Genomic DNA, 20,163 nt, shown 5'->3' on the forward strand with positions numbered 1-20,163 from the left:
ACATATTCTGTTTTCTGTCACTTTTGGTCAAAATACTGGTTCAGCCCTGAAAAGATGGTAAATGCCACTTTCTGTTGATATTCCTCCGATTCCAGAAGGGCTGCCTCTTCCGGATTGGACAAAAAGCCGCATTCTACCATGACCGTGGGATTTTCGCTGAAATAGCATAAGTATAGTTCCTTGCCGCATAGCTTCACTTCTCGTGCGTTGTCTGGTTGAATTTGCGCCACAAAAGCGTTCTGCAAGGTCTGTGCCAGGGCACTGCTACCTTTCACATTGTCCGAATAGAACATCTGGGCACCGGAATATGCCGGGTCAGTGAACTGGTTCTGATGGATGGAAATGCAGACGGCGTTGTCATATTTGTTGAACAGCGCCAGCCGATTGTCCATATCGGAGCTTTTCTGGTTGGCAACGCCTTCGATTCCTTCATCGTGAATGCTGCGGTCGGTGTCCCGTGTGACCTCTACCGTATAGCCCTCCATCTGCAGCATGTCACGGAGACTGAGGAGAATGTTCAGGTTGATGCCCTTTTCCGGGACGTCGTTCACAGAGGAACAGCCCCCATCCATACCGCCGTGTCCTGCATCTAAAATGATGATCGGTGTTTCCTTTTCCGGTGCAGACATTGTGCTCACTGCACGCTGGATCCGGGTACCGCCGAAATAAATTGCCGTCACACTGATACCGCTGGCAAGCAGTACAATGCCGGTTCGTTTTGCAATGGATTTCCAAGTCAGTTTCATACCATTTCCCTCCTGCAAGCTGCCGGAATCCATCCGGCTTATCCTGCCTCATTGTATGAGACAGCAGGGGAGATTATGTCTTTTCCCAGCTGTATTGGCTGTACAAAAACGCTTGCCACTCCTCCATTGGCATTCAGAGCGATGCGGGAAAAGTGAGTGCTGCCTTTATAGAATTTTTTTCGTATAGCCTAAAGACAATACCGCACAAAGTATGCCTGACGACTTTGCACTATTGCCTAAATTTTATCTCTATTGCTCAAAACCTTGTTAGCTGCCATCTTACCCATGCTGTCTCCAGTACATCATAGATATACTGATTCGGCGTACCTTTTTCAAAATATTTCCGATTGTCACCGCCGAGCATCTCAACCACGAATGCGCCGACCGCTCTGGAACGTGACTGTCCGGCATAGCAATGGATCAATAAAGTGTCTACAGACTTATGAGATTTGATGAAAGCTATAATTTGATCTGCCATGTCATCAGTGAATAGGACAGCACCTTCGACCTCACGGACAATATCATCGAAATGGAGCGTAAGAACACCTTTGCAGTATTGATTCTCAGTGAACTGCACCCCAAAGCCCTGCGTGTGAGAATCCTGAATGGAGATCACAGCATAGGTATCACTCCGTTCAACTTCTGCCTCCTGACCGAAGGGATAGTAGTGCTGCATGACATATTCAAAAGCACCAAAAACGGATTTTACTAAGATACGTTTCATATACAATCATCCTCTATATTTATTTTTAACACTTTTCTGGCATAGGCAAGGCTCTGTCGAAGTGCATTTTCCTTGTCACAGCCTGCCAGCCGCAGTTTATGGGCATACGCCAGAATCTCCGAAAACTGCTGACAGGGCTTGAGTCCTGCCTCGATCAGATCTTTGCCCATGACATACGGCTTTGCCATTATTTCCACAAATATCTCATAGCGCTGCATGAGAAATTTTTCTGTATTGTTGCGCTGAGGAATTTTCCCCAGACCGTCGCAAATACTCAACTGTATCAGATCAAATGGCTCCACAGCCCGATCTAACAGCTTATTGGTAGATTTCAGCCGTGATCCTGCACCTGCCATCATATTCGGCTGCATATGCAATTTTGTCATATTCAGGACATACTGCACCAGTTTCGTTTCCGATGTGATTCGATGGAGGAACTGCCGAACCAATGGCAACCCCTCTGTTTCATGACCGTAGGAGTGAATTATCCCGTCAACCTCTGTGGTGCAGACCGCCTTGCCAAAATCGTGGCACAAGGCAGACAACATAAATCCCAGGGGATACCGCACCATGTTCCGTCTTTTCGCAGCTTCGTCCAGTACCATCATGGTATGTGTCCATGTGTCTCCCTCACGGTGATGCTCCCGATTCTGGGGGAGTCCGATAAGCGCTTGCAGTTCCGGAAACCAATATCCCAATTGCTCCATGTTTCTCAGTTCCTCAAAGAATACAGAGGGCTTGTCCGATTTCAACAGAGCTTTTTCCATTTCCAGCATGACACGCTCCTTGGAGAGGGGAGATAAGTCAATGCTTCTGCAAAGTTCTGCCGTCTCCGCAGCAATTGAAAAATGAAATCTTGCGGCAAATTGCGCCGCCCTGAGTACTCGCAGGGGATCTTCTGTAAATGTGGTATCATCAATGTGGCGGAGTACCCCTTTCTGCAAATCCGCCTGACCGCCGAATTGGTCGGTGATCTCGCCTGTAAGGACGTTCTCCATCAGGGCATTGATGGTAAAATCTCTGCGTTTTGCCGCTTCATAAGTCCCCATAAAAGGGTCGGAAGTCACTGTAAAATCCCGGTGTCCAGTCCCGGTGCGTCTTTCTGTTCGGGGCAGGGCAATGTCAAGAGAATACCCTTTTAAGCCATAGATTCCGAAGCTTTTCCCGATTTTAATACATTCGCCTATGGAATCAAGGATCTGCTCCAGTGCTGCAGCATGGATACCATGGATCTCAATGTCGATGTCCTTGTTTTCCAGCTTAAGAAGCTTGTCCCTGACATAGCCGCCCACAAAATACACCGTTCCGCCCAGTTCGGCCGCCTTTTCGGCGATCGCCCTTGCGGCTTCCATATCTGTCATGGTCTCACCAACCCTTCATTTGTTGATAGCTTTTTAAGTATTATATCACATAGCGGTTATTTTTTCAATAACATTTGCCTTACCTGAAAGGGGAGGAGGGGATCATTGTATTGGTTATATAAAAACACCCACCGTTCCATGTGCATCCAGAGCGATGCGGGAACTGTGGGTGTTGTTTTTATTTCCGATCGGGAGTTATTGGTCGGTTTTTATTTCCAAATTGGAATCAGCTCGCAGTGGTTCTGGAGACCGCACCCTTGCGGAAGATCATGCTGTATGCCTTTGCGGCAATGGGCAGCAGGACGAAGAGCAAAGGCAGATCAATGGCGAACTCGATCATATTTTTTGCGATTCTTGCCACAATGGCAGAGCCATAAGCCTCCTGGGGAATGAATCCATAGTGCAGATTCAGTTTTGTGTTGATCAGCAGATTGATGAGTACTACATCCAGCAGCCGTGCCACAATTGCCCGTAGAAACAGGGTAATGTCTGTAGATTTTCCGGTGCTGTTGTTGGTATACAGAATGCTGTGCTGGTTTGCCTTTTGATACAGGCAGATACCGTAGATCAGTCCCTGCAAACCGCCTACCAGAACATACATGGGTAGGAAACCGCCGTCCGGGTGTACCAGATAGCCCACGATATCGCAGGCGAACCCAGCCATCAGACCCATGCACGGACCAAACAGCATACCGATCACGGCGATGGCGAGAAATGCAAAGTTCAATTTCGCAAATGCAATGTCGATGGAAAAGGATTCGATGACCATGGAAATGGCAACGAACATTGCAGTGACCACCAGGCTGCGCACCTTGGTGAATTCCTTTGCGGATTCTGTGAAAATAGACAAAAAGCCTCTCATGAAAAAACCTCCTTCTGTCCCTTTGGGACAGCACATAAAAATGATGCTTCGTGCACATAAGGAGTTTTTCTGAGAGACTTCTTATGATGCATTCAGCGGGATGCGGAATCGGCACCGCAAGTGATACGAAGGGATTCGTATCACTTTTCGTTCCGGCAGCAACTCCCCGTCTGCCGGACACTTAACGCACCGTTTCCTACTCTGGAAATGCAATCTATTTTGTTTCGGTTTCCCGAATAGATGCCGTAAAATGAAAAATTACTTGGCAATCACACGGACACGCAGTACGCCGTCAATGGCATTCAGTGCGTCAACCATAGCATCAGTAACGCCATCGATGTCCAGGATCGTGTAAGCATAGTCATTCTTGCTGGTGTTCAGCATATTTTCAATATTTGCACCAGTTTCGCCAATCACAGTTGTCATAGCGGAGATCATTGCCGGAACATTCCGGTGGATGACGCAGACCTTGGTGTATACGGTCTGGAGCTGTGCATTGGGCAGGTTTACGCTGTTGCGGATGTCACCCTGTTCCAGATAAGCCATCAGCTCATCGGCTGCCATGCTTGCGCAGTTGTCCTCACTCTCCGGGGTAGAAGCACCCAGATGGGGTGTTGCGATAATACCCTTTGCATTGCAGGTCTTTGCGTTGGGGAAATCTGTGCAGTAATAGGAAACCTTGCCGCTTTCCAGCGCTGCGATCATATCGTCATCGTTTACCAGTTCGCCGCGGGCGTAGTTGAGAACACGGACGCCGTCTTTCATCTTGGCGATGGTCTCCGCATTGATCATGCCCTTGGTGTCTGCGTTGTAGGGGACATGGATGGTCAGATAATCTGCCGCAGCAAAGACATCATCCTGGGTATTGACAACCGTGACAGCCGGATTCAGGCGCAGCGCTGCACCTACGGACAGGAACGGGTCAGTACCTACGACCTTCATGCCCAGTGCAACGGCAGCATTTGCCACCAGTGCGCCGATAGCACCCAGACCGATGATGCCCAGGGTCTTGGCCTTGATCTCCGGGCCGGCAAACTGGCTCTTGCCCTTTTCTACCTGCTTTGCCACAGGTGTCTCGCCGTCTTTCAGTTCAGAAGCCCATGCGATGGACTCCGGGATCTTACGGGAGGACAGCAGCAGACCGGTCAGTACCAGTTCCTTGACGGCATTGGCATTGGCGCCCGGTGTGTTGAATACACAGATGCCAGCCTCAGCGCAGCGGTCCAGAGGAATATTGTTGACGCCGGCGCCGGCACGTGCAATGGCTTTTAGATTATCGCTGAATTCGGTTTCATGAAGCGAAGCACTGCGCACCAGAATAGCATCCGGATTTTCTGCGGTGTCAGTCACCGTATAGTTTGCATCAAAACGGTCTGTACCCGCCTTGGAAATTTTATTGAGTGTCTGAATGGTATACATAATAAATGATGTCCTTTCCTCAGGCGTTATTCGCCTCAAACTGACGCATGAATTCTACCAGCTTTTCTACGCCTTCGATCGGCATAGCGTTGTAAATGGAGGCACGCATACCGCCTACCGAGCGGTGTCCCTTCAGGTTTACAAAGCCGGCAGCAGCAGCTTCTTTGACGAATTTTGCATCCAGATCCTTGTCACCGGTGACAAAGGGAACATTCATGAGTGAACGGTCTTCCTTGCGGACAGTACCCTTGAACAGCTTGCTCTCGTCCAGGAAATCGTACAGGATCTTTGCTTTTGCAATATTGTGCTTCTGCATCGCTTCCAGACCGCCCATTTTCTTGATCCACTTGAATACCTTGCCGCAGATGTAAATGCCATAGCACGGTGGTGTATTGTACAGGGAATTGGCGTCTGCCTGGGTTTTCCATGCCAGCATGGTAGGTGTATTTTCAATAGGAGTAGTCTCCGGAATGAGATCCTCCCGGATGATCATGATCACAACGCCTGCCGGACCAATGTTCTTCTGTACGCCGCCCCAAATGACGCCGTATTTGGAGACATCCACCGGCTCACTCAGGAAGCAGGAGGAAACGTCAGCCACCAGAGGCTTGCCCTTGGTGTTGGGCAATGTCTTGAACTTTGTGCCGTAGATGGTGTTGTTTTCGCAGATATAAACATAGTCCGCATCATCGTCAATGGGCAGGTCGGAGCAGTCCGGAATATAGGAGAAGGTTTCGTCTTCAGAGGTGGCAATCTTCACAGCTTTGCCGTACTTCTGTGCCTCCTGATATGCCTTTTTTGCCCACTGACCAGTGACAATATAATCTGCCACACCGTTTTTCATCAAGTTCATGGGGATAGCAGCAAACTGCTGAGACGCACCGCCCTGTAAAAACAGGACACGGTAATTGTCCGGGATGCCCATGAGGTCACGCAGATCCTGTTCTGCGGTCTTGATGATCTCATCAAAAGCAGCGGAACGGTGGCTCATTTCCATAACGGACATGCCGGTGCCATGATAGTCCAGCATTTCTTCTGCTGCTTCACGCAGAACTTCTTCCGGCAGAACTGCCGGGCCTGCGCTGAAATTATATACTCTGTTCATTGCTTGGTACCCTCCTGCAAGACATGCGGAATGCCTTGAAAAATGATTCAAAATAGAGCCGTTCGACACGGTACTTTTTATTATACGCTTTTTCCGGAGAATTGTCAAGGTATTGCCGGAATTTTGCCACGAAAAACATATGACATACCGTAATACTTTTGGAGATAAAGCGAAAGAAACTGTAGGGGCGAACTTTGTTCGCCCGAAAATCCCTCGAAATTACGTGGTGGGCGAACAAAGTTCGCCCCTACAATGTGTTTGAACAAAAAGTAAAGTTTTAATTGTGATAACGTACTACATTGTGTTATTTTTACACAGTTTCACCTATATAAAAATTGCGGGCGAACACAAGTCCGCCCTGCATTTTATGATAGTTCTGTCACTTATCCCAGAATACGATATCCATCGTCACGTTCCACTACCAGCAGTTCCAGATCCGATAGAATGGTGACATCATTTCCGTCTCCGTCTTTGCCGGTCATAGTCACTGCAATGTCGTAGATCGCAGCAGCTTCTTTTTGAAGCTGTGCGGTAAATTCCTCGCCGAATGCCTGACTGTAGGCGTTCAGATATTCTGCTACAAAATCAGTGTCCTCTTCGAAATTTTCAGCCAGCACCTCGTCTGCCTGGGCAAATTCCATATCAGTAATGGTAAAATCGTCTGTGCCGGCATAGCTCACCAGGGTCTGGTGATACTGTTCCAACCCTGTCTCCATGCCATAGCCGTATTCTTCCTGGAGGAATGCCTCCATGGATTCCTGATACAGAGGGTCGATCTGTTCCAGATATAAGTTATAATTCTGGGTGTCAATGGCGTAGAAGTACATAGCGATGGTTTTCGCCATATCATCCGGTATCTTTTCGCTTTCATAGGTCAGACTGTAGTCCATGTCTTCCGGGTTGGACTCGGTGACGGTATAGGAATCTTCCGTACTGTTTTCTGCGGAAGTACCAGAAGCATTAGAAGTGTCATCATTTTTTTCGCATCCGGCAAAGGATGTCAGCATCATGCCGGCGAGGAGAAGTGTCAGAGAAGTGTTCCAGATGGATTTCATAAATGGTGATCCTTTCTGCATCAGGAAAGAGCCTGTGTTGCGATGCCATTTGCTGATGCCCAACTCTCAATGGCAGAGCCGGACGGGCAGGTGATGGTGACGTTCAGCGGTTCTGCACCCTCAATAATTCCCCATCTGTCATATTCCAGCGCACTGTTTGCAATGGTCAGGTCGGTGAGGCTGCCGCAGCCGGTGAAGGCTTCTTCCATCACAGCGGAAACAGTTTCCGGCAGGGAAATGGCAGTCAGCATCGAGCAGCCAGCAAATGCTGCACGGTCGATCCGGGAAACAGTCTCCGGAATGGCAACGGTGGTCAACGAACCGCAGTCCATAAATGCACCCTCACCAATGGCAGTCAGCCCATTGGGCAGAGTCACGCTGGTGATATCCCAGTTCGCCTCAAAGGCGTGGTTTTCGATGGCGGAGACCACATAGCCGTCAATGGTCGCCGGCACATTCAGTGCGGTTTCCGAGCCGGAATAGCCGGTGATAGAAATGGTGCCGTCATCGTTCATCTGATAGCTGAAAGCATTGGTCTGCGCAGTATTTTCTGCTTCTGTAGCAGTGTTGTTTTCTTCCTGAGCCTGTGTTACCGAGCCGGGAGAAGACGTACCGGTGCTGTTTCCATCCTGTTCGCCGCAGCCAGTGGCGGTCAGGGCAAAGGCTGCGGTCAGAAGAGCAGCCCAAAGTGTCTTTTTCAGAAATTGTCTCATATTGTTCGTTCCTCTCTGGTATACAGCGGTAAGGCAGTACCGCTGCAATCGGGCAGGAGCGGCATGGCAGCCGCTTATTTGATTTTTCCACGCATTTTTGCACGCTGCTGATTGCTGAGGATCTGCTTGCGGATACGCAGGGATTTCGGTGTTACTTCCAGAAGCTCATCATCTGCCAGGAATTCCAGGCAGTCCTCCAGACTGAGATTCCGAGGCGGCACCAGGCGCAGGGCATCGTCACTGCCGCTTGCACGAGTGTTGGTCAGATGTTTGCGCTTGCAGACATTGACCACCAGATCTTCTGCCTTCGGAGAAGCGCCCACAACCATACCCTCATATACAGGCACGCCGGCGCCGATGAACAGGGAACCACGTTCCTGGGCATTGAACAGACCGTAGGTGACTGCTTCGCCAGTCTCGAAGGAAATCAGGGAACCGGTACTGCGGCGGGGAATATCGCCCTTATAAGGTGCATATTCGTGGAATACGCTGCTCATGATGCCCTCGCCCTTGGTGTCGGTAAGAAATTCGCTCTTATAGCCGAAGAGACCACGGGATGGGATCAGGAAAGTCAGACGAGTGCGGCTGCCCTGGGGGTGCATATCCTGCAATTCTGCTTTCCGAGCACCCAGCTTTTCCATAACAGAGCCGACGCATTCTTCCGGTACGTCAATGGAAAGCTCTTCGATAGGCTCATAGCGCTTGCCGTCCACTTCGTGATACAGAACACGAGGCGTGGAAACGCCCAGTTCATAGCCCTCACGGCGCATATTTTCGATGAGGATGGACAGGTGCATTTCGCCGCGGCCAGCCACACGGAAAGCATCGGTGCTGTCCGTTTCGGTGACACGGAGGGAAACATCACGGAGCAGTTCCCGCATGAGACGGTCACGGAGCTGACGGGATGTAACAAATTTACCCTCCTGTCCGGCAAAGGGGCTGTCGTTGACGCTGAACGTCATTTCTACCGTTGGCTCGCTGATCTTGGTGAAAGGCAGCGGCTCAAAGGCATCCGGTGCACAGACCGTATCGCCGATGGAGATGTTTTCGATACCGCTGATCCAGACAATATCGCCTACGGTTGCAGTTTCTGCCGGCACACGCTGCAAGCCCTGGATCTGAAGCAGAGATACGATCTTATTGCGGCGTGTATTCTCTGGATCGTGGTAGTTGCCCAGGAGCACCTGCTGTCCCACCTGGATAGTACCCCGTGCAATGCGGCCGATGCCGATTCTGCCCACATACTCATTATAATCAATAGAAGAAATGAGCATTTGCAGGGGTTCGTCTGGCTCGCCCTTCGGGGGATCTATATAGGACATGATGGTGTCAAACAGGGGCTTCAGATCCGTGCCGACTTCATAGGGGTAAAAGCTTGCTGTACCGTCACGGCCGGAGCAGTACAGGAACGGGGTGTTTTCCAGCTGCTCTTCGCTGGCATCCAGATCCATGAGCAGTTCCAATACTTCGTCTGCGATCTCGTTCAGCCGGGCGTCCGGGCGGTCGATCTTGTTGACCACAACGATGATCTTCAGGTTCATTTCCAGTGCCTTTGACAGCACGAATCGTGTCTGAGGCATAGGCCCTTCTGCAGCGTCTACCAAAAGCAGGGCACCGTCTACCATACTCAGGACACGTTCTACTTCGCCGCCGAAGTCGGCATGTCCCGGGGTATCAATGATGTTGATTTTGGTGTCGCCATAGCGCACGGATGTGTTTTTTGCCAGAATGGTAATGCCGCGCTCACGCTCCAGATCGTTGGAGTCCATGACACGCTCTGCCACGGCCTGATTCTCACGGAACACGCCGCCCTGCTTGAGCATTTCGTCTACCAGAGTTGTCTTGCCGTGGTCAACGTGAGCGATGATGGCAACATTTCTTAAATCCTCTCGTACCATATTTCTTTTCCTCTTTCCCATGGTTTTATTGGTATCTACAAGTCATACACATGAAATCGAAAAAAAGAACAGGCAAACTCCCGAAGAGTCTGCCTGTTCTTTGGTGGGGGAGGACGGATTCGAACCATCGAAGCAAGAAGCAACAGATTTACAGTCTGCCCCCTTTGGCCACTCGGGAACTCCCCCATGTAACATATGTATGTTTTTGTAGAAATTGGAGCTGGTGGACGGACTTGAACCCCCGACCTGCTGATTACAAATCAGCTGCTCTACCAACTGAGCTACACCAGCGCTGCAACGATAATTATTATATCATAGCTTTTCCAGGATGTCAAGCAAATATTCCTATGTTTTTGAAAAACAAAGTTATCAAAGACAAATCAGAAATAAATAATGCTGTACAATTCTATTTTATGATTATAAAACCATTTTATTTTTCTTTTCAAATCATGGGATTAAGACGCTATGCTGCTCTGCCACCCGTGTATGTGCAAAGTTGCCGGGTCTTTTTTGTACAGTATTGTCTTATACCATTTGCTTTACAAGCAGAAAAAAGTATGCTATGATGTTATATGAAATATAACGTAAATTTTCAAATTGTCGCAGAGAAAGGAATACAACTCATGCATGACATCTGGAATCCCTGGCATGGCTGCAAAAAAGTCAGCGAGGGCTGTGAAAACTGTTACATGTATTTTCTTGATCGGATGCGTGATCAGGATGGTTCGAAAATTTATCGCACCAAGGGCAATTTTGATTATCCGCTGCACAAAAACCGCAAGGGTGCTTATAAGGTTCAGCCCGGTGAAATGCTTCGGGTGTGTATGACTTCGGATTTCTTTCTGGAGGAAGCAGATTTGTGGCGTGATGAGGCATGGGAAATCATGAGAATCCGCAGTGATGTGAAATTTTATCTGCTGACAAAGCGTCTGCAGCGTGCAGCACAATGCCTCCCAAAGGATTGGGAAGATGGCTGGGAAAATATCTTTTTTAATGTGACATGTGAGAATCAGCGCAGGGCGGACGAACGAATTCCACTGTTGTTAGAACTGCCGTTCAAGCATAAGGGTATCAATTGTGCGCCATTGATTGAAGAAGTACGGCTGGAAGAATATCTGAAAACAGGACAGATTGAACAAGTAGGCTGCGGTGGGGAGAACTACGATGGTGCAAGGATCTGTAAATTTGAGTGGGTGCAGGAACTGCGCCGGGCTTGTGAAGCACAAAATGTGACATTCCATTTTTTTGAGACAGGGACACGCTTTGTGAAGGATCGGAAGCTGTACATTCTGCCAAATAAACGGATCCAGTCTCAGATGGCATTGAAATCGGGTATGAATTATCAAGGAAAACCAATGGAATTCAAACTGTGTGATCAACTTGGCCGGGAAATTCCAGAGTGGATGCTGTATACACCACATTTCCGGGAAACTTGTGAGATGTGCGGCAGCCGGGCGTTTTGTAATGGGTGTAGTAATTGTGGGAAGTGTGAGCGATGAGCCGGACTAATTTGCAGCATGCACACCTCAATCACGTAATTTTCACCAAAAAATCAGTTGCATTTTTGTTGTTATTATGTTATAATCTATAGTATGTAATATCAGGCTCTTTTTGCCGTTTGCATACCTACTATGATAGTAATACGAATCCCTCAAACTTCAATAGATAAACTTGCGGTTGTTGCCTTATCTATTTTATTTCCATTTCAGGGATTCGTATGAGATGGGATTATCGTAATCCCAGGGCTTGAAATGAAAGTGAGGCACGATTATGTGTGGAATTGTTGGATATGTGGGAAAGCGGGATTGTACGGATGTTCTTATGAACGGTCTCTCGAAGCTGGAATACCGGGGTTATGACTCCGCTGGCATTGCTGTTTTCCAAAATAATACAATTACTGTAGCGAAATCCAAAGGCCGCCTGAAGGACCTGGAGGAACGAATGGAACAGGAGGGCAGACCCTGCGGTCAGGTGGGCATCGGACACACACGTTGGGCAACTCATGGGGAACCGTCCGATGTGAATTCTCATCCCCACAGCGGCGGCAGAGTGACCATTGTCCATAATGGTATTATTGAAAATTATAAGGAACTGAAAGATTATCTCATGTCCAAAGGCGTGACCTTTGACAGTGATACAGATACAGAAGTCGTGGCAAAGCTGCTGGATTACCGCTATAATGGCAGTCCCATCCAGACCATTTCTGAAACTGTCCGTGATTTGGAGGGTTCTTATGCCCTGGGTATCATTTTCGCAGACCACCCGGAACAGGTCTATGCAGTCCGGTGCGAAAGTCCCCTTATCGTAGGCGTGGGCGAATCAGAAAGCTTCATTGCTTCAGATGTGCCGGCGATCCTGGAATATACCCGGGACTATTACCTGCTGGAACATGAGGAGATCGCTGTTCTGGGCAGAGACGGCGTACATATTTATGACGCTTTCGGTCAGCCAGTGGAAAAGGAACTGAAAACTGCTGACTGGGATGTGGAGGCGATCGGAAAGGGCGGCTATGCCCACTTTATGCTCAAGGAGATCCACGAGCAGCCCACTGCCATCCGGAATACCATTCTGCCCCGGATCCAGGATGGCCTGCCCAATCTGGAGGAATGCGGCATTACGCTGGAGGTGCTTCGGGAATTCCGTCATATCCATGTGGTCGCCTGCGGTACGGCAATGCACGCTGGTACAGTGGGGAAGTATGTCATTGAAAAGCTGGCACGGGTGCCGGTGACAGTGGATATTGCGTCAGAATTCCGCTATCGTGATCCGTTGGTAGGCGAAGGTGATCTGGTGATCATTATCTCTCAGTCCGGCGAGACCGCAGACAGTCTGGCGGCAATGCGTCTGGCAAAATCTTTGGGTGCAAAGACTCTTGCGATTGTCAACGCTATGGGCAGTTCCATTGCCCGGGAAGCAGATATGCTCATCTATACCCACGCTGGCCCGGAAATCGCCGTGGCATCTACAAAGGCGTATATGGTGCAGATCGCTGTGATGTATCTTTTGGCTTTTGAACTGGCGCTGGCTGTGGGAAAGATCGACGAGACAGAGTGCCGTCGTCTGGTGGAACTGTTACAGGAGACTCCCGACAGTATTACCGAGATTCTGGAGCATAAAGAACAGGCGCAGTACATTGCATCTTCTCTGATTACCGCAGACAGCTTGCTGTATATCGGACGCGGTCTGGACTATGCCCTCAGTATGGAAGGCTCGCTGAAGCTGAAAGAGATCTCTTATATTCATTCGGAATCCTATGCAGCAGGGGAACTAAAGCACGGCACGATTTCTTTGATTACAGAAAATATGCCGGTCATTGCTGTGGCGACCCAGAAGGCACTCAAGGAAAAGACCATCAGCAATATTAAAGAAGTAAAAGCACGGGGTGCAAAGGTGATTTTGGTTTGCCGGGAAAGTGATGATGTAGATCCGGATGCGGTAGATCTGAAATTCGGTTTGCCGGAGTTTGACGATCTGCTGATGCCTATGATCGCAGTAGTGCCCTTGCAGCTGATCGCTTATTATACATCCGTGCTCAAGGGCAACGATGTGGATAAACCACGGAATCTGGCAAAGTCCGTTACTGTGGAATAAAGGCAGCACGATAAAAGGCAATACTGTCTATCGGCTTGATAGGATATTGCCTGAACTTTGTGCAGAAAGAAGAGGAACGAGAACATTGATGAAATACAAGAAATTCGCGCTGTTTCTGGCAGCGGCTATGACATTGACGCTGACATTTGCCATGCCGGCTTCTGCGGAGGAAAGCAGCGTGATTGACGCAGACAGCCTGGATGAGGACAGCAGTGAGGAAGTTACATATACCAGCGGTGATTTTGAATACACCCTGACAGAAGAGGGAAATGCTTCGATCTCCCGGTATGTGGGCAGTGATACAGAAGTCACCATTCCCACTCAGCTGGACAGCTATACTGTTACTGATCTGGGCGGCGGCTGCTTTGCACAAATTACAGATATTGTGTCGGTCACCCTGCCGGAGACGCTGAAGACCATACAGGATTCCTGCTTTTTCGGTTGTTCGTCTCTGGAGAACATTGCTGTGGAGGATGGAAATGCCGCCTTTGCTGTTACAGACGGCGTGCTCTTTTCCGCAGATGGTGCTGATCTGATCCTCTATCCGCCGGCTTCTACAGAAACATCCTATACCATTCCGGACGGTGTTGTGGAGATCTGGACATCGGCATTTGCACAGACCAGCCTGACGTCTGTGACATTTCCGAACAGCCTGTTGTATGTGGACGATTGGGCATTTGCCTGGGTATCGTTAGATTCCCTGGAACTGCCGGACTCTGTGACGGAGATCGGGCAGTACGCCTTTTCTTATTGCACCAGATTGACCGAAGTGACCCTTCCGGCTTCTCTGGAACTGATTGAAGCGGCAGCATTTGCCGGATGTTCTAATCTGAAAACGGTGGAGTTCCCAGATGGTCTGACGGAAATTCAGATGGCGGCATTTGCCGGCACTGCCATGAAAGAAGTGACCATTCCCTCCAGCGTTTCTGCCATTGGCTTCTGCGCCTTTGGCTATGAGGAGGATATGGAGACACCGGTGAAAGACTTTGTTGTCTATGGCGCAGTGGGTTCTCAGGCGCAGACCTACTGCACCGATTCGGATTCGGAGAACAACTATTCCAACAACTTTATCTTCCGCAGCGTGATGTCTGAAGAAGTGGAGAGCGAGGATACTGCCGTACAGGTGGAATCTAAGGAAACCAGTCCGTGGCAGCAGTATGGAAAATGGATTCTGCTGGGGGCAGGTGTTCTTGTGCTGCTGATCATCGGTCTGCTGCTGATCTTTGGCGGAAAAGGGAAAAAATCCGGAAAACCGGTGAAAAAAGCAGATGCAAAGGTGAAAGCCAAAAACGAGACTCTGGGAGCGTCTCCAAAATCGGAGGAACAACCGGCAACAGAAGAGGAAACAGAATGAAGCGAACAGGCAGGCTCTGGTGCAGTTTTCTGACAGCCGCTGTGTGCTGCGTTACACTGGCGCTGCCGGGTGCGGCACTGGAAGAAGAGAGCATTGCAGAGGAAGAAAGCGGTATTGCTGTGGATACTTCCGGCGATGCCGCATATGATGTGTTTACCTATCGGGAGAACGACAGCGGCGGCATTATCATTACATCCTGCGATACAGCAGCCACAGCCGTACAGATCCCCACAGAGATTGATGGAAAGCCTGTGACGGAGATTGGCGATGCAGCATTTATAAGCTGTGGCTTTCTGACTTCTATGGAAGTACCAGAGGGTGTGACCAAGATCGGGGAGAGTGCTTTTTCTTCCTGTTCTATGCTCTGTACAGTAAGTTTGCCGGAAGGGTTGACAGAGATCGGAAAGGGCGCTTTTGAATCCTGTTCCATGCTCAGCGAGGTGCAGCTGCCATCCACGCTGACAGTGCTGCCGGATGCGCTTTTTTATAATTGCAGCTATCTGCCGTCTCTGGAACTGCCGGATACAGTACGGGAGATCGGAAACGAGACTTTCTATAGCTGTACTGCGCTGACAGAGATTACTCTGCCGGAGGGGTTGGAGAAGATCGGCGATTATGCCTTTCAGAACTGCCAGGAACTGACTGCGGTGGCATTGCCATCTACCTGTGCAGAACTGGGTACATATGTCTTTGACGGCTGCCAGGCGCTGGCGGAAATTACTGTGGCAGGGGAAAATCCGTCCTATATGGCACAGGATGGGGTATTGTTCACCGCAGACGGCACTACGCTCATCCGCTATCCGCAGGCACGAACGGAGACGACTTATGCTGTACCGGAGGAATGTGAGACACTGGCGGACTGGAGTTTTATTGGTGCTACGACTTTGGAGCAGATCGATCTGGGCGGTGTCACAGAGATCGGCGAGGATTGCTTTTATTACTGCACCAGCCTAAAGGAAGTAACTGTGCCCGAAGGCGTGACGGAACTGAAAGGCGCCGCTTTTGCCTATTGCATGGCAATGAAGCGGATCACCTTGCCATCCACCATAGAGACCTTGGGGAATCACTGCTTTTATTCCTGTGCTGCACTGACGGATATCAATATCCCAGAGGGCGTCACGACTCTGGGCGACCAATGTTTTTACAATTGTGTGGCACTGCTGGATCTGACGCTGCCATCGAGTATTACGGAAATCGGTGACCAGGCGGTGGGATATTACACGCCCTCTACTGCATCGGACAGCAGCGAGTACGAACGGATCGACCTGCTGAAAGTGCACAACCAGGGCAGCAGTGCTGTTGCTGCATATCTGCGCAGCTGGAAAACCAGTTCCTATGCAGTTTGGATCATTGTAGGGGCAGTTGTCCTTGGGGCAGCAGTTCTTGTTGCGGTATTGGTTTTGGTGCACCGGCACCGGAATCGTATCCGTCCCACGAGCCGCCATGCGGCGGAGCATCCCAAGGGAAAAAAGAAAGCAAAGAAACGGTAAGCAATGGATTGTATCCATCACGGAAAGGAATAGAAAAACATGAAGCATCGTGATCATTTCACCCGGCTGGGACGATGGATGGCGGCAGCAGCTGCCGCTGTATTCTCGGCATGTATGCTGGCACCGATGGGTTCGGTTCTGGCGGAGGAGACGGAATCCAGTTCCAATACCTTTGACGATGGGACTCTGACCTATACGATTCTGAACAACACAGAAGTATCCGTGACTTCGTGCACTGCTTCGGCAACCCATATCAGCATTATGCCAGAGATCGACGGATATCACGTGGTATCCATCGGTGAAGAGGCGTTTGCCAACTGCGAGTCTCTTCAGGCGGTGACGATCCCTGGCACGGTGACAGAAATCGGAACAGGCGCATTTTACGGCTGCACCAGTCTGACATCCATCACCATTCCCGATACGGTGACAGAAATTGAAAGCGGTACATTTTTCGGGTGCACCGGTTTGACAGAAGTGACACTGGGCGATGCTGTTAATTCCATCGGCGATATGGCATTCGGTTATTGTTCGTCCCTGACCACGCTGGAACTGCCGGAGACGGTGGAGACCATGGGTGACCAGGTGTTTTATTACTGCACTTCTCTGGAATCCATTACGATCCCTGAAAAACTGACGGAGTTGGGCAGCTATTCCTTTTATGCCTGCCTTTCCCTGACGGAATTTCATATTCCGAAGACACTGGAGGATATCGGTGCGATGTCTTTTGTGGCATGTCCCGGCTTGCAGGAGATCACGGTAGAAGAAGGCAATCCCTCTTATACTGCCGAGGACAATGTCCTTTATAATGCCGAAAAGAGCATTCTCTACCTGTATCCCGCAGGGCGTACAGATACGGCATTCACTGTGCCGGATGGTGTGCTGGTAATCTATGCCGGCGCATTTTTCACTGCGTCGAATTTACAGCAGGTGACGCTGAATGAGGAGCTGCAGTACATCGGCGAAATGGCATTTGATTTTTGCAGCGGTCTGACTTCCCTGACCATTCCGGAAAGCGTCACGACCATCAGTACCACTGCTTTTGCAGACTGCACCGGTCTGACTTCCGTAACCTTTATGGGTGCAGACGATGAGGACGGCGGCGAGGGGGATGACCTGGAGATCGGCGACTATGCTTTTTTCTGCTGTGATGATCTCATGGAAGTGCAGTTGCCTAAGCGTGTTTCCAGTATCGGTACATATGCTTTCGGCTGTATCTCGCCGGAGGATGACGATACCAGCGAGGATATCATTTCTGTGGAATCGGAGTCCGGCGATGCCATTCGGATCAAGGCACTGGATGGATTTCTGCTTATGGGCTATACCGGCGCTGCATCGGACTATGTGAAAAACTGCGAAGTAGACCTGAACTTTAAGTCCGTGAACTTCAATTGGGCAGGGCTTGTGTTCTGGGTAGCGCTTGCAGCGGCAGTGCTGGTAGTGATCTTTGTGGCAGTGCGGATCGTACGTCACAGCATGATGACTGCCGAGGAAAAGATGGCACTGCGTGAGGCAAAGGAAATCCAGAAAACACCCCTTTCTCAGCGGAATGCGGGGAAGCCGGCGGAGGATGAAGCGTTCGACGACGGCTATCGCAGCATCATTGATGAGGATGAGGAGGAAACGGCATCGGAGGTCGTTTCCTATGACCAGACTCTGTCCCATGGCATGACCCATTCCTTTGGACATGCGGATGCGGACAAACCGCAGGATACACCCGATATAAAATAATAATCTATGACGGCATACCGCTGTCCTGAGCAGATATGCGTAACCATTGTTCTGTCAGGCGTCTGGTGTGCTGTTTTTTGATTGTCTCTTTTTCATGCTTTCCCCATGTGACCAATTCCATTCTGCCTGTGTTATTATAGGTGAACGGCCGTGAAACAGACGAAAGGAGGAAACCATCATGAGGGAACGAAATCTCATACATCGTCTCAGATTGCACCAGCCTGAGGCGCTGAAAGAACTGATACAGACATATAGTCCCTATGTAGGAACGATTGTTCGCAATATCATTGGGCAATATCTGTCGGAATCGGATGTGGAGGAACTGACGGCAGATGTATTTGTTGCCGTGTGGGAACATACCGAACAACTGAAAGCCGGAAAGCTTTCCGGCTATCTGGCTGCCATTGCCCGAAATCGTGCCAAAAACCGTATCCGAAGCTACCACGAGACCATTGATCTGGAGGAACTGGCAGAAATCTGCGCCCCGGAAAATGTGGAGGAAGTGATTGATAAAAAGCTTCTGGCGGAGATATTGCAGGATGTGCTGGATACCCTTTCAGCAAAAGACCGGGAGATCCTGGTGCGGTATTATTATTGCTATGAGAGTGTGAAACAGGTGGCAGATGCAGTGAATATGACAGAGTCCGCTGTGAAAATGCGCATGAGCCGGGCAAGAAAAAAGCTTCAGCAGGAATTGGTGGAGCGTGGTTATGCCTATGAGGATTCACCAGCAGTACAGCAGATTCGGTTAGCATCAGTCTGAGGAAAGGAGACATATTATGAAACGGAATTGTTACGATCTATTCGATCACTATGACGCAGAGAAAAATGGTATACCGGAGATCGCTGTTCAGCCCATTGCCACGAATACTATCATGGAACAGGTATTTGCAAAAACGGGAACGGCATCTGCAGAAAAACGGCGAAATCGTTTCCGGCTCACAAAACTGACAGGGGTATTGACTGCGGCAGTGGTGCTTGTCACAGGCGGTACCATGATCACTGCGGCGGCAGGTCTCGGAGGGGTGGACAAATTTTTCCAGAGCCTGTTTGTCACAGAGACACCGGAATCCCCGGAGAAAATGGGAGACCTTGTGACCATGCCGGGGGCAAGCTTTGACAGCACCAATCCAGATGTGCAGTTTTCCCTGTTGGGTATGTATGGGGATGGCAGTCAGGTGATGTTGAGTTTTGAGGTAAGAGCTGCTAATGGCGTGGAGCTGTCAGATGATCTGTTGTCTGTTGTGGATATGACAGCCACTGGTGCGGATGGCGTATCGAAACCGCTAGTGTATTCTGGAAATTGGTATAATCTGAAAGCCAGTGAGACGGAAGAAAACGTGTATCATATGAATCTGTTTCTCCGTGATTCGGATTTACAAGGGAAAACACTGGATCTGACTTTTCAGAATTTTTATACATCGCAGCAGATACAGGCGATACATGACGAGGTGTGTGCATTTGATATGGAGCAGCGGAATCAGTATATTCGAGAAACTCTGGGAGAAGATGCGCTGGAAGGACTAGAGGAAGATACACTCCCAGATACATTCGATCTGGATGCGTGGAAATCTTATCGGCGAGAACACAACTTCGATCAGTTGATAAGTGATAAATATAGCGAGCTGTATAATGCTTCAGATCGTGCAGTTGACGGTATGTGGCACACATCAATTGTGTTGGATTTTGCAGTAGACGAACCAATTACAGCAGAATATATTTACGGTGATGTAAAATTGCAAACGCTGTCTGCACAGTTTTCTTATCCCACAAAGATGGATGAGGTCGATCAAAATGTGGAATTTGTTCTGGTATTGAAGGATGGGAGAAAAGTGGCTACAGATCCCTATATGCTGGAAGGGGCACTAACTGAATCTGTAACCAATACTCTTACTTTACCAGATGGCTATATGAAAACAACGGAGCAATATGCAGAGTGGAATGCGGATCATACGATTGAAACTATCGTCATTTGCTACAGTGAGCCAATCGCACCGCAGGATATTGCAGAAGTCAAGATGATCCAGTATGTATTCGATGCTGATGCTGAAAATGCAGTTGGCGGCTGGACCGTGACAAACGAAGAGACGATTTATACCGCACAATAATTGCAAAAC

General features: G+C 49.4%; 16 protein-coding genes, 2 tRNA genes and 1 riboswitch. Of the genes, 7 read left to right on the forward strand and 11 right to left on the reverse strand.

What is annotated here, in order from left to right:
• Nucleotides 1-17: 17 nt before the first annotated feature.
• The 11 genes from QZ375_RS02165 to QZ375_RS02215 all read right to left on the reverse strand — a co-directional run bounded on the left by QZ375_RS02165 (nt 18) and on the right by QZ375_RS02215 (nt 10,174).
• Entirely contained in the window at nt 18-746 is a 729-nt protein-coding gene (locus QZ375_RS02165; RefSeq protein WP_295214557.1) for an N-acetylmuramoyl-L-alanine amidase, read from the reverse strand.
• A 256-nt stretch (nt 747-1,002) separates the two neighbouring features.
• Nucleotides 1,003-1,470, reverse strand: coding sequence for a hypothetical protein (locus tag QZ375_RS02170; RefSeq protein WP_295214560.1), 468 nt, complete (start codon nt 1,468-1,470; stop codon nt 1,003-1,005).
• Nucleotides 1,467-2,831 carry a tRNA nucleotidyltransferase gene (locus QZ375_RS02175; protein WP_295214564.1) on the reverse strand — a complete coding sequence of 455 codons (1,365 nt, stop codon included), beginning with the start codon at nt 2,829-2,831 and terminating at the stop codon, nt 1,467-1,469. The genes QZ375_RS02170 and QZ375_RS02175 overlap by 4 nt, the downstream gene beginning before the upstream one ends.
• Nucleotides 2,832-3,057: 226 nt before the next feature.
• Nucleotides 3,058-3,693: a folate family ECF transporter S component gene (locus QZ375_RS02180; RefSeq protein ID WP_295214567.1), complete on the reverse strand. Its 636-nt coding sequence runs from the start codon at nt 3,691-3,693 to the stop codon at nt 3,058-3,060.
• 91 nt (nt 3,694-3,784) lie between these two features.
• Nucleotides 3,785-3,899, reverse strand: a riboswitch (THF riboswitch).
• A gap of 52 nt (nt 3,900-3,951) precedes the next feature.
• Complete coding sequence (locus QZ375_RS02185) at nt 3,952-5,112, reverse strand: phosphoglycerate dehydrogenase (protein ID WP_295214570.1); 1,161 nt, start codon at nt 5,110-5,112, stop codon at nt 3,952-3,954.
• Nucleotides 5,113-5,131: 19 nt separating this feature from the next.
• A complete protein-coding gene (serC, locus tag QZ375_RS02190) occupies nt 5,132-6,217 on the reverse strand; it encodes a 3-phosphoserine/phosphohydroxythreonine transaminase (protein ID WP_295214573.1) in 1,086 nt (361 codons plus the stop codon).
• Between the two features lie 383 nt (nt 6,218-6,600).
• Nucleotides 6,601-7,272, reverse strand: coding sequence for a hypothetical protein (locus QZ375_RS02195; protein WP_295214576.1), 672 nt, complete (start codon nt 7,270-7,272; stop codon nt 6,601-6,603).
• 20 nt (nt 7,273-7,292) lie between these two features.
• Nucleotides 7,293-7,985: a leucine-rich repeat domain-containing protein gene (locus QZ375_RS02200; RefSeq protein ID WP_295214579.1), complete on the reverse strand. Its 693-nt coding sequence runs from the start codon at nt 7,983-7,985 to the stop codon at nt 7,293-7,295.
• A gap of 74 nt (nt 7,986-8,059) precedes the next feature.
• Nucleotides 8,060-9,883, reverse strand: coding sequence for a translational GTPase TypA (typA, locus tag QZ375_RS02205; RefSeq protein ID WP_295214581.1), 1,824 nt, complete (start codon nt 9,881-9,883; stop codon nt 8,060-8,062).
• A gap of 101 nt (nt 9,884-9,984) precedes the next feature.
• A tRNA-Tyr gene (locus QZ375_RS02210) sits at nt 9,985-10,069 on the reverse strand.
• 29 nt (nt 10,070-10,098) lie between these two features.
• Nucleotides 10,099-10,174, reverse strand: a tRNA-Thr gene (locus QZ375_RS02215).
• A gap of 332 nt (nt 10,175-10,506) precedes the next feature.
• Here QZ375_RS02215 and QZ375_RS02220 point away from each other — a divergent pair.
• From QZ375_RS02220 to QZ375_RS02250, 7 genes are all read left to right on the forward strand, one after another.
• Entirely contained in the window at nt 10,507-11,382 is an 876-nt protein-coding gene (locus QZ375_RS02220; protein WP_295214584.1) for a DUF5131 family protein, read from the forward strand.
• 271 nt (nt 11,383-11,653) lie between these two features.
• Nucleotides 11,654-13,474, forward strand: coding sequence for a glutamine--fructose-6-phosphate transaminase (isomerizing) (glmS, locus tag QZ375_RS02225; protein ID WP_295214587.1), 1,821 nt, complete (start codon nt 11,654-11,656; stop codon nt 13,472-13,474).
• Nucleotides 13,475-13,562: 88 nt separating this feature from the next.
• On the forward strand, nt 13,563-14,828 hold the full coding sequence (locus QZ375_RS02230; protein WP_295214590.1) for a leucine-rich repeat domain-containing protein: 1,266 nt from the start codon (nt 13,563-13,565) through the stop codon (nt 14,826-14,828).
• On the forward strand, nt 14,825-16,318 hold the full coding sequence (locus QZ375_RS02235; RefSeq protein ID WP_295214593.1) for a leucine-rich repeat domain-containing protein: 1,494 nt from the start codon (nt 14,825-14,827) through the stop codon (nt 16,316-16,318). Before QZ375_RS02230 ends, QZ375_RS02235 begins: the two co-directional genes overlap by 4 nt.
• A gap of 39 nt (nt 16,319-16,357) precedes the next feature.
• Nucleotides 16,358-18,046 (forward strand): leucine-rich repeat domain-containing protein, encoded by a 1,689-nt coding sequence (locus tag QZ375_RS02240; protein ID WP_295214595.1) that lies wholly within the window; start codon nt 16,358-16,360, stop codon nt 18,044-18,046.
• Between the two features lie 178 nt (nt 18,047-18,224).
• Nucleotides 18,225-18,809: a sigma-70 family RNA polymerase sigma factor gene (locus QZ375_RS02245; protein WP_295214598.1), complete on the forward strand. Its 585-nt coding sequence runs from the start codon at nt 18,225-18,227 to the stop codon at nt 18,807-18,809.
• 16 nt (nt 18,810-18,825) lie between these two features.
• Nucleotides 18,826-20,154 carry a hypothetical protein gene (locus QZ375_RS02250; RefSeq protein WP_295214601.1) on the forward strand — a complete coding sequence of 443 codons (1,329 nt, stop codon included), beginning with the start codon at nt 18,826-18,828 and terminating at the stop codon, nt 20,152-20,154.
• The last annotated feature ends 9 nt before the right edge of the window (nt 20,155-20,163 follow it).

It is taken from the genome of Ruminococcus sp. (assembly GCF_019417665.1).
Lineage (GTDB): Bacteria > Bacillota > Clostridia > Oscillospirales > Ruminococcaceae > Ruminococcus_C.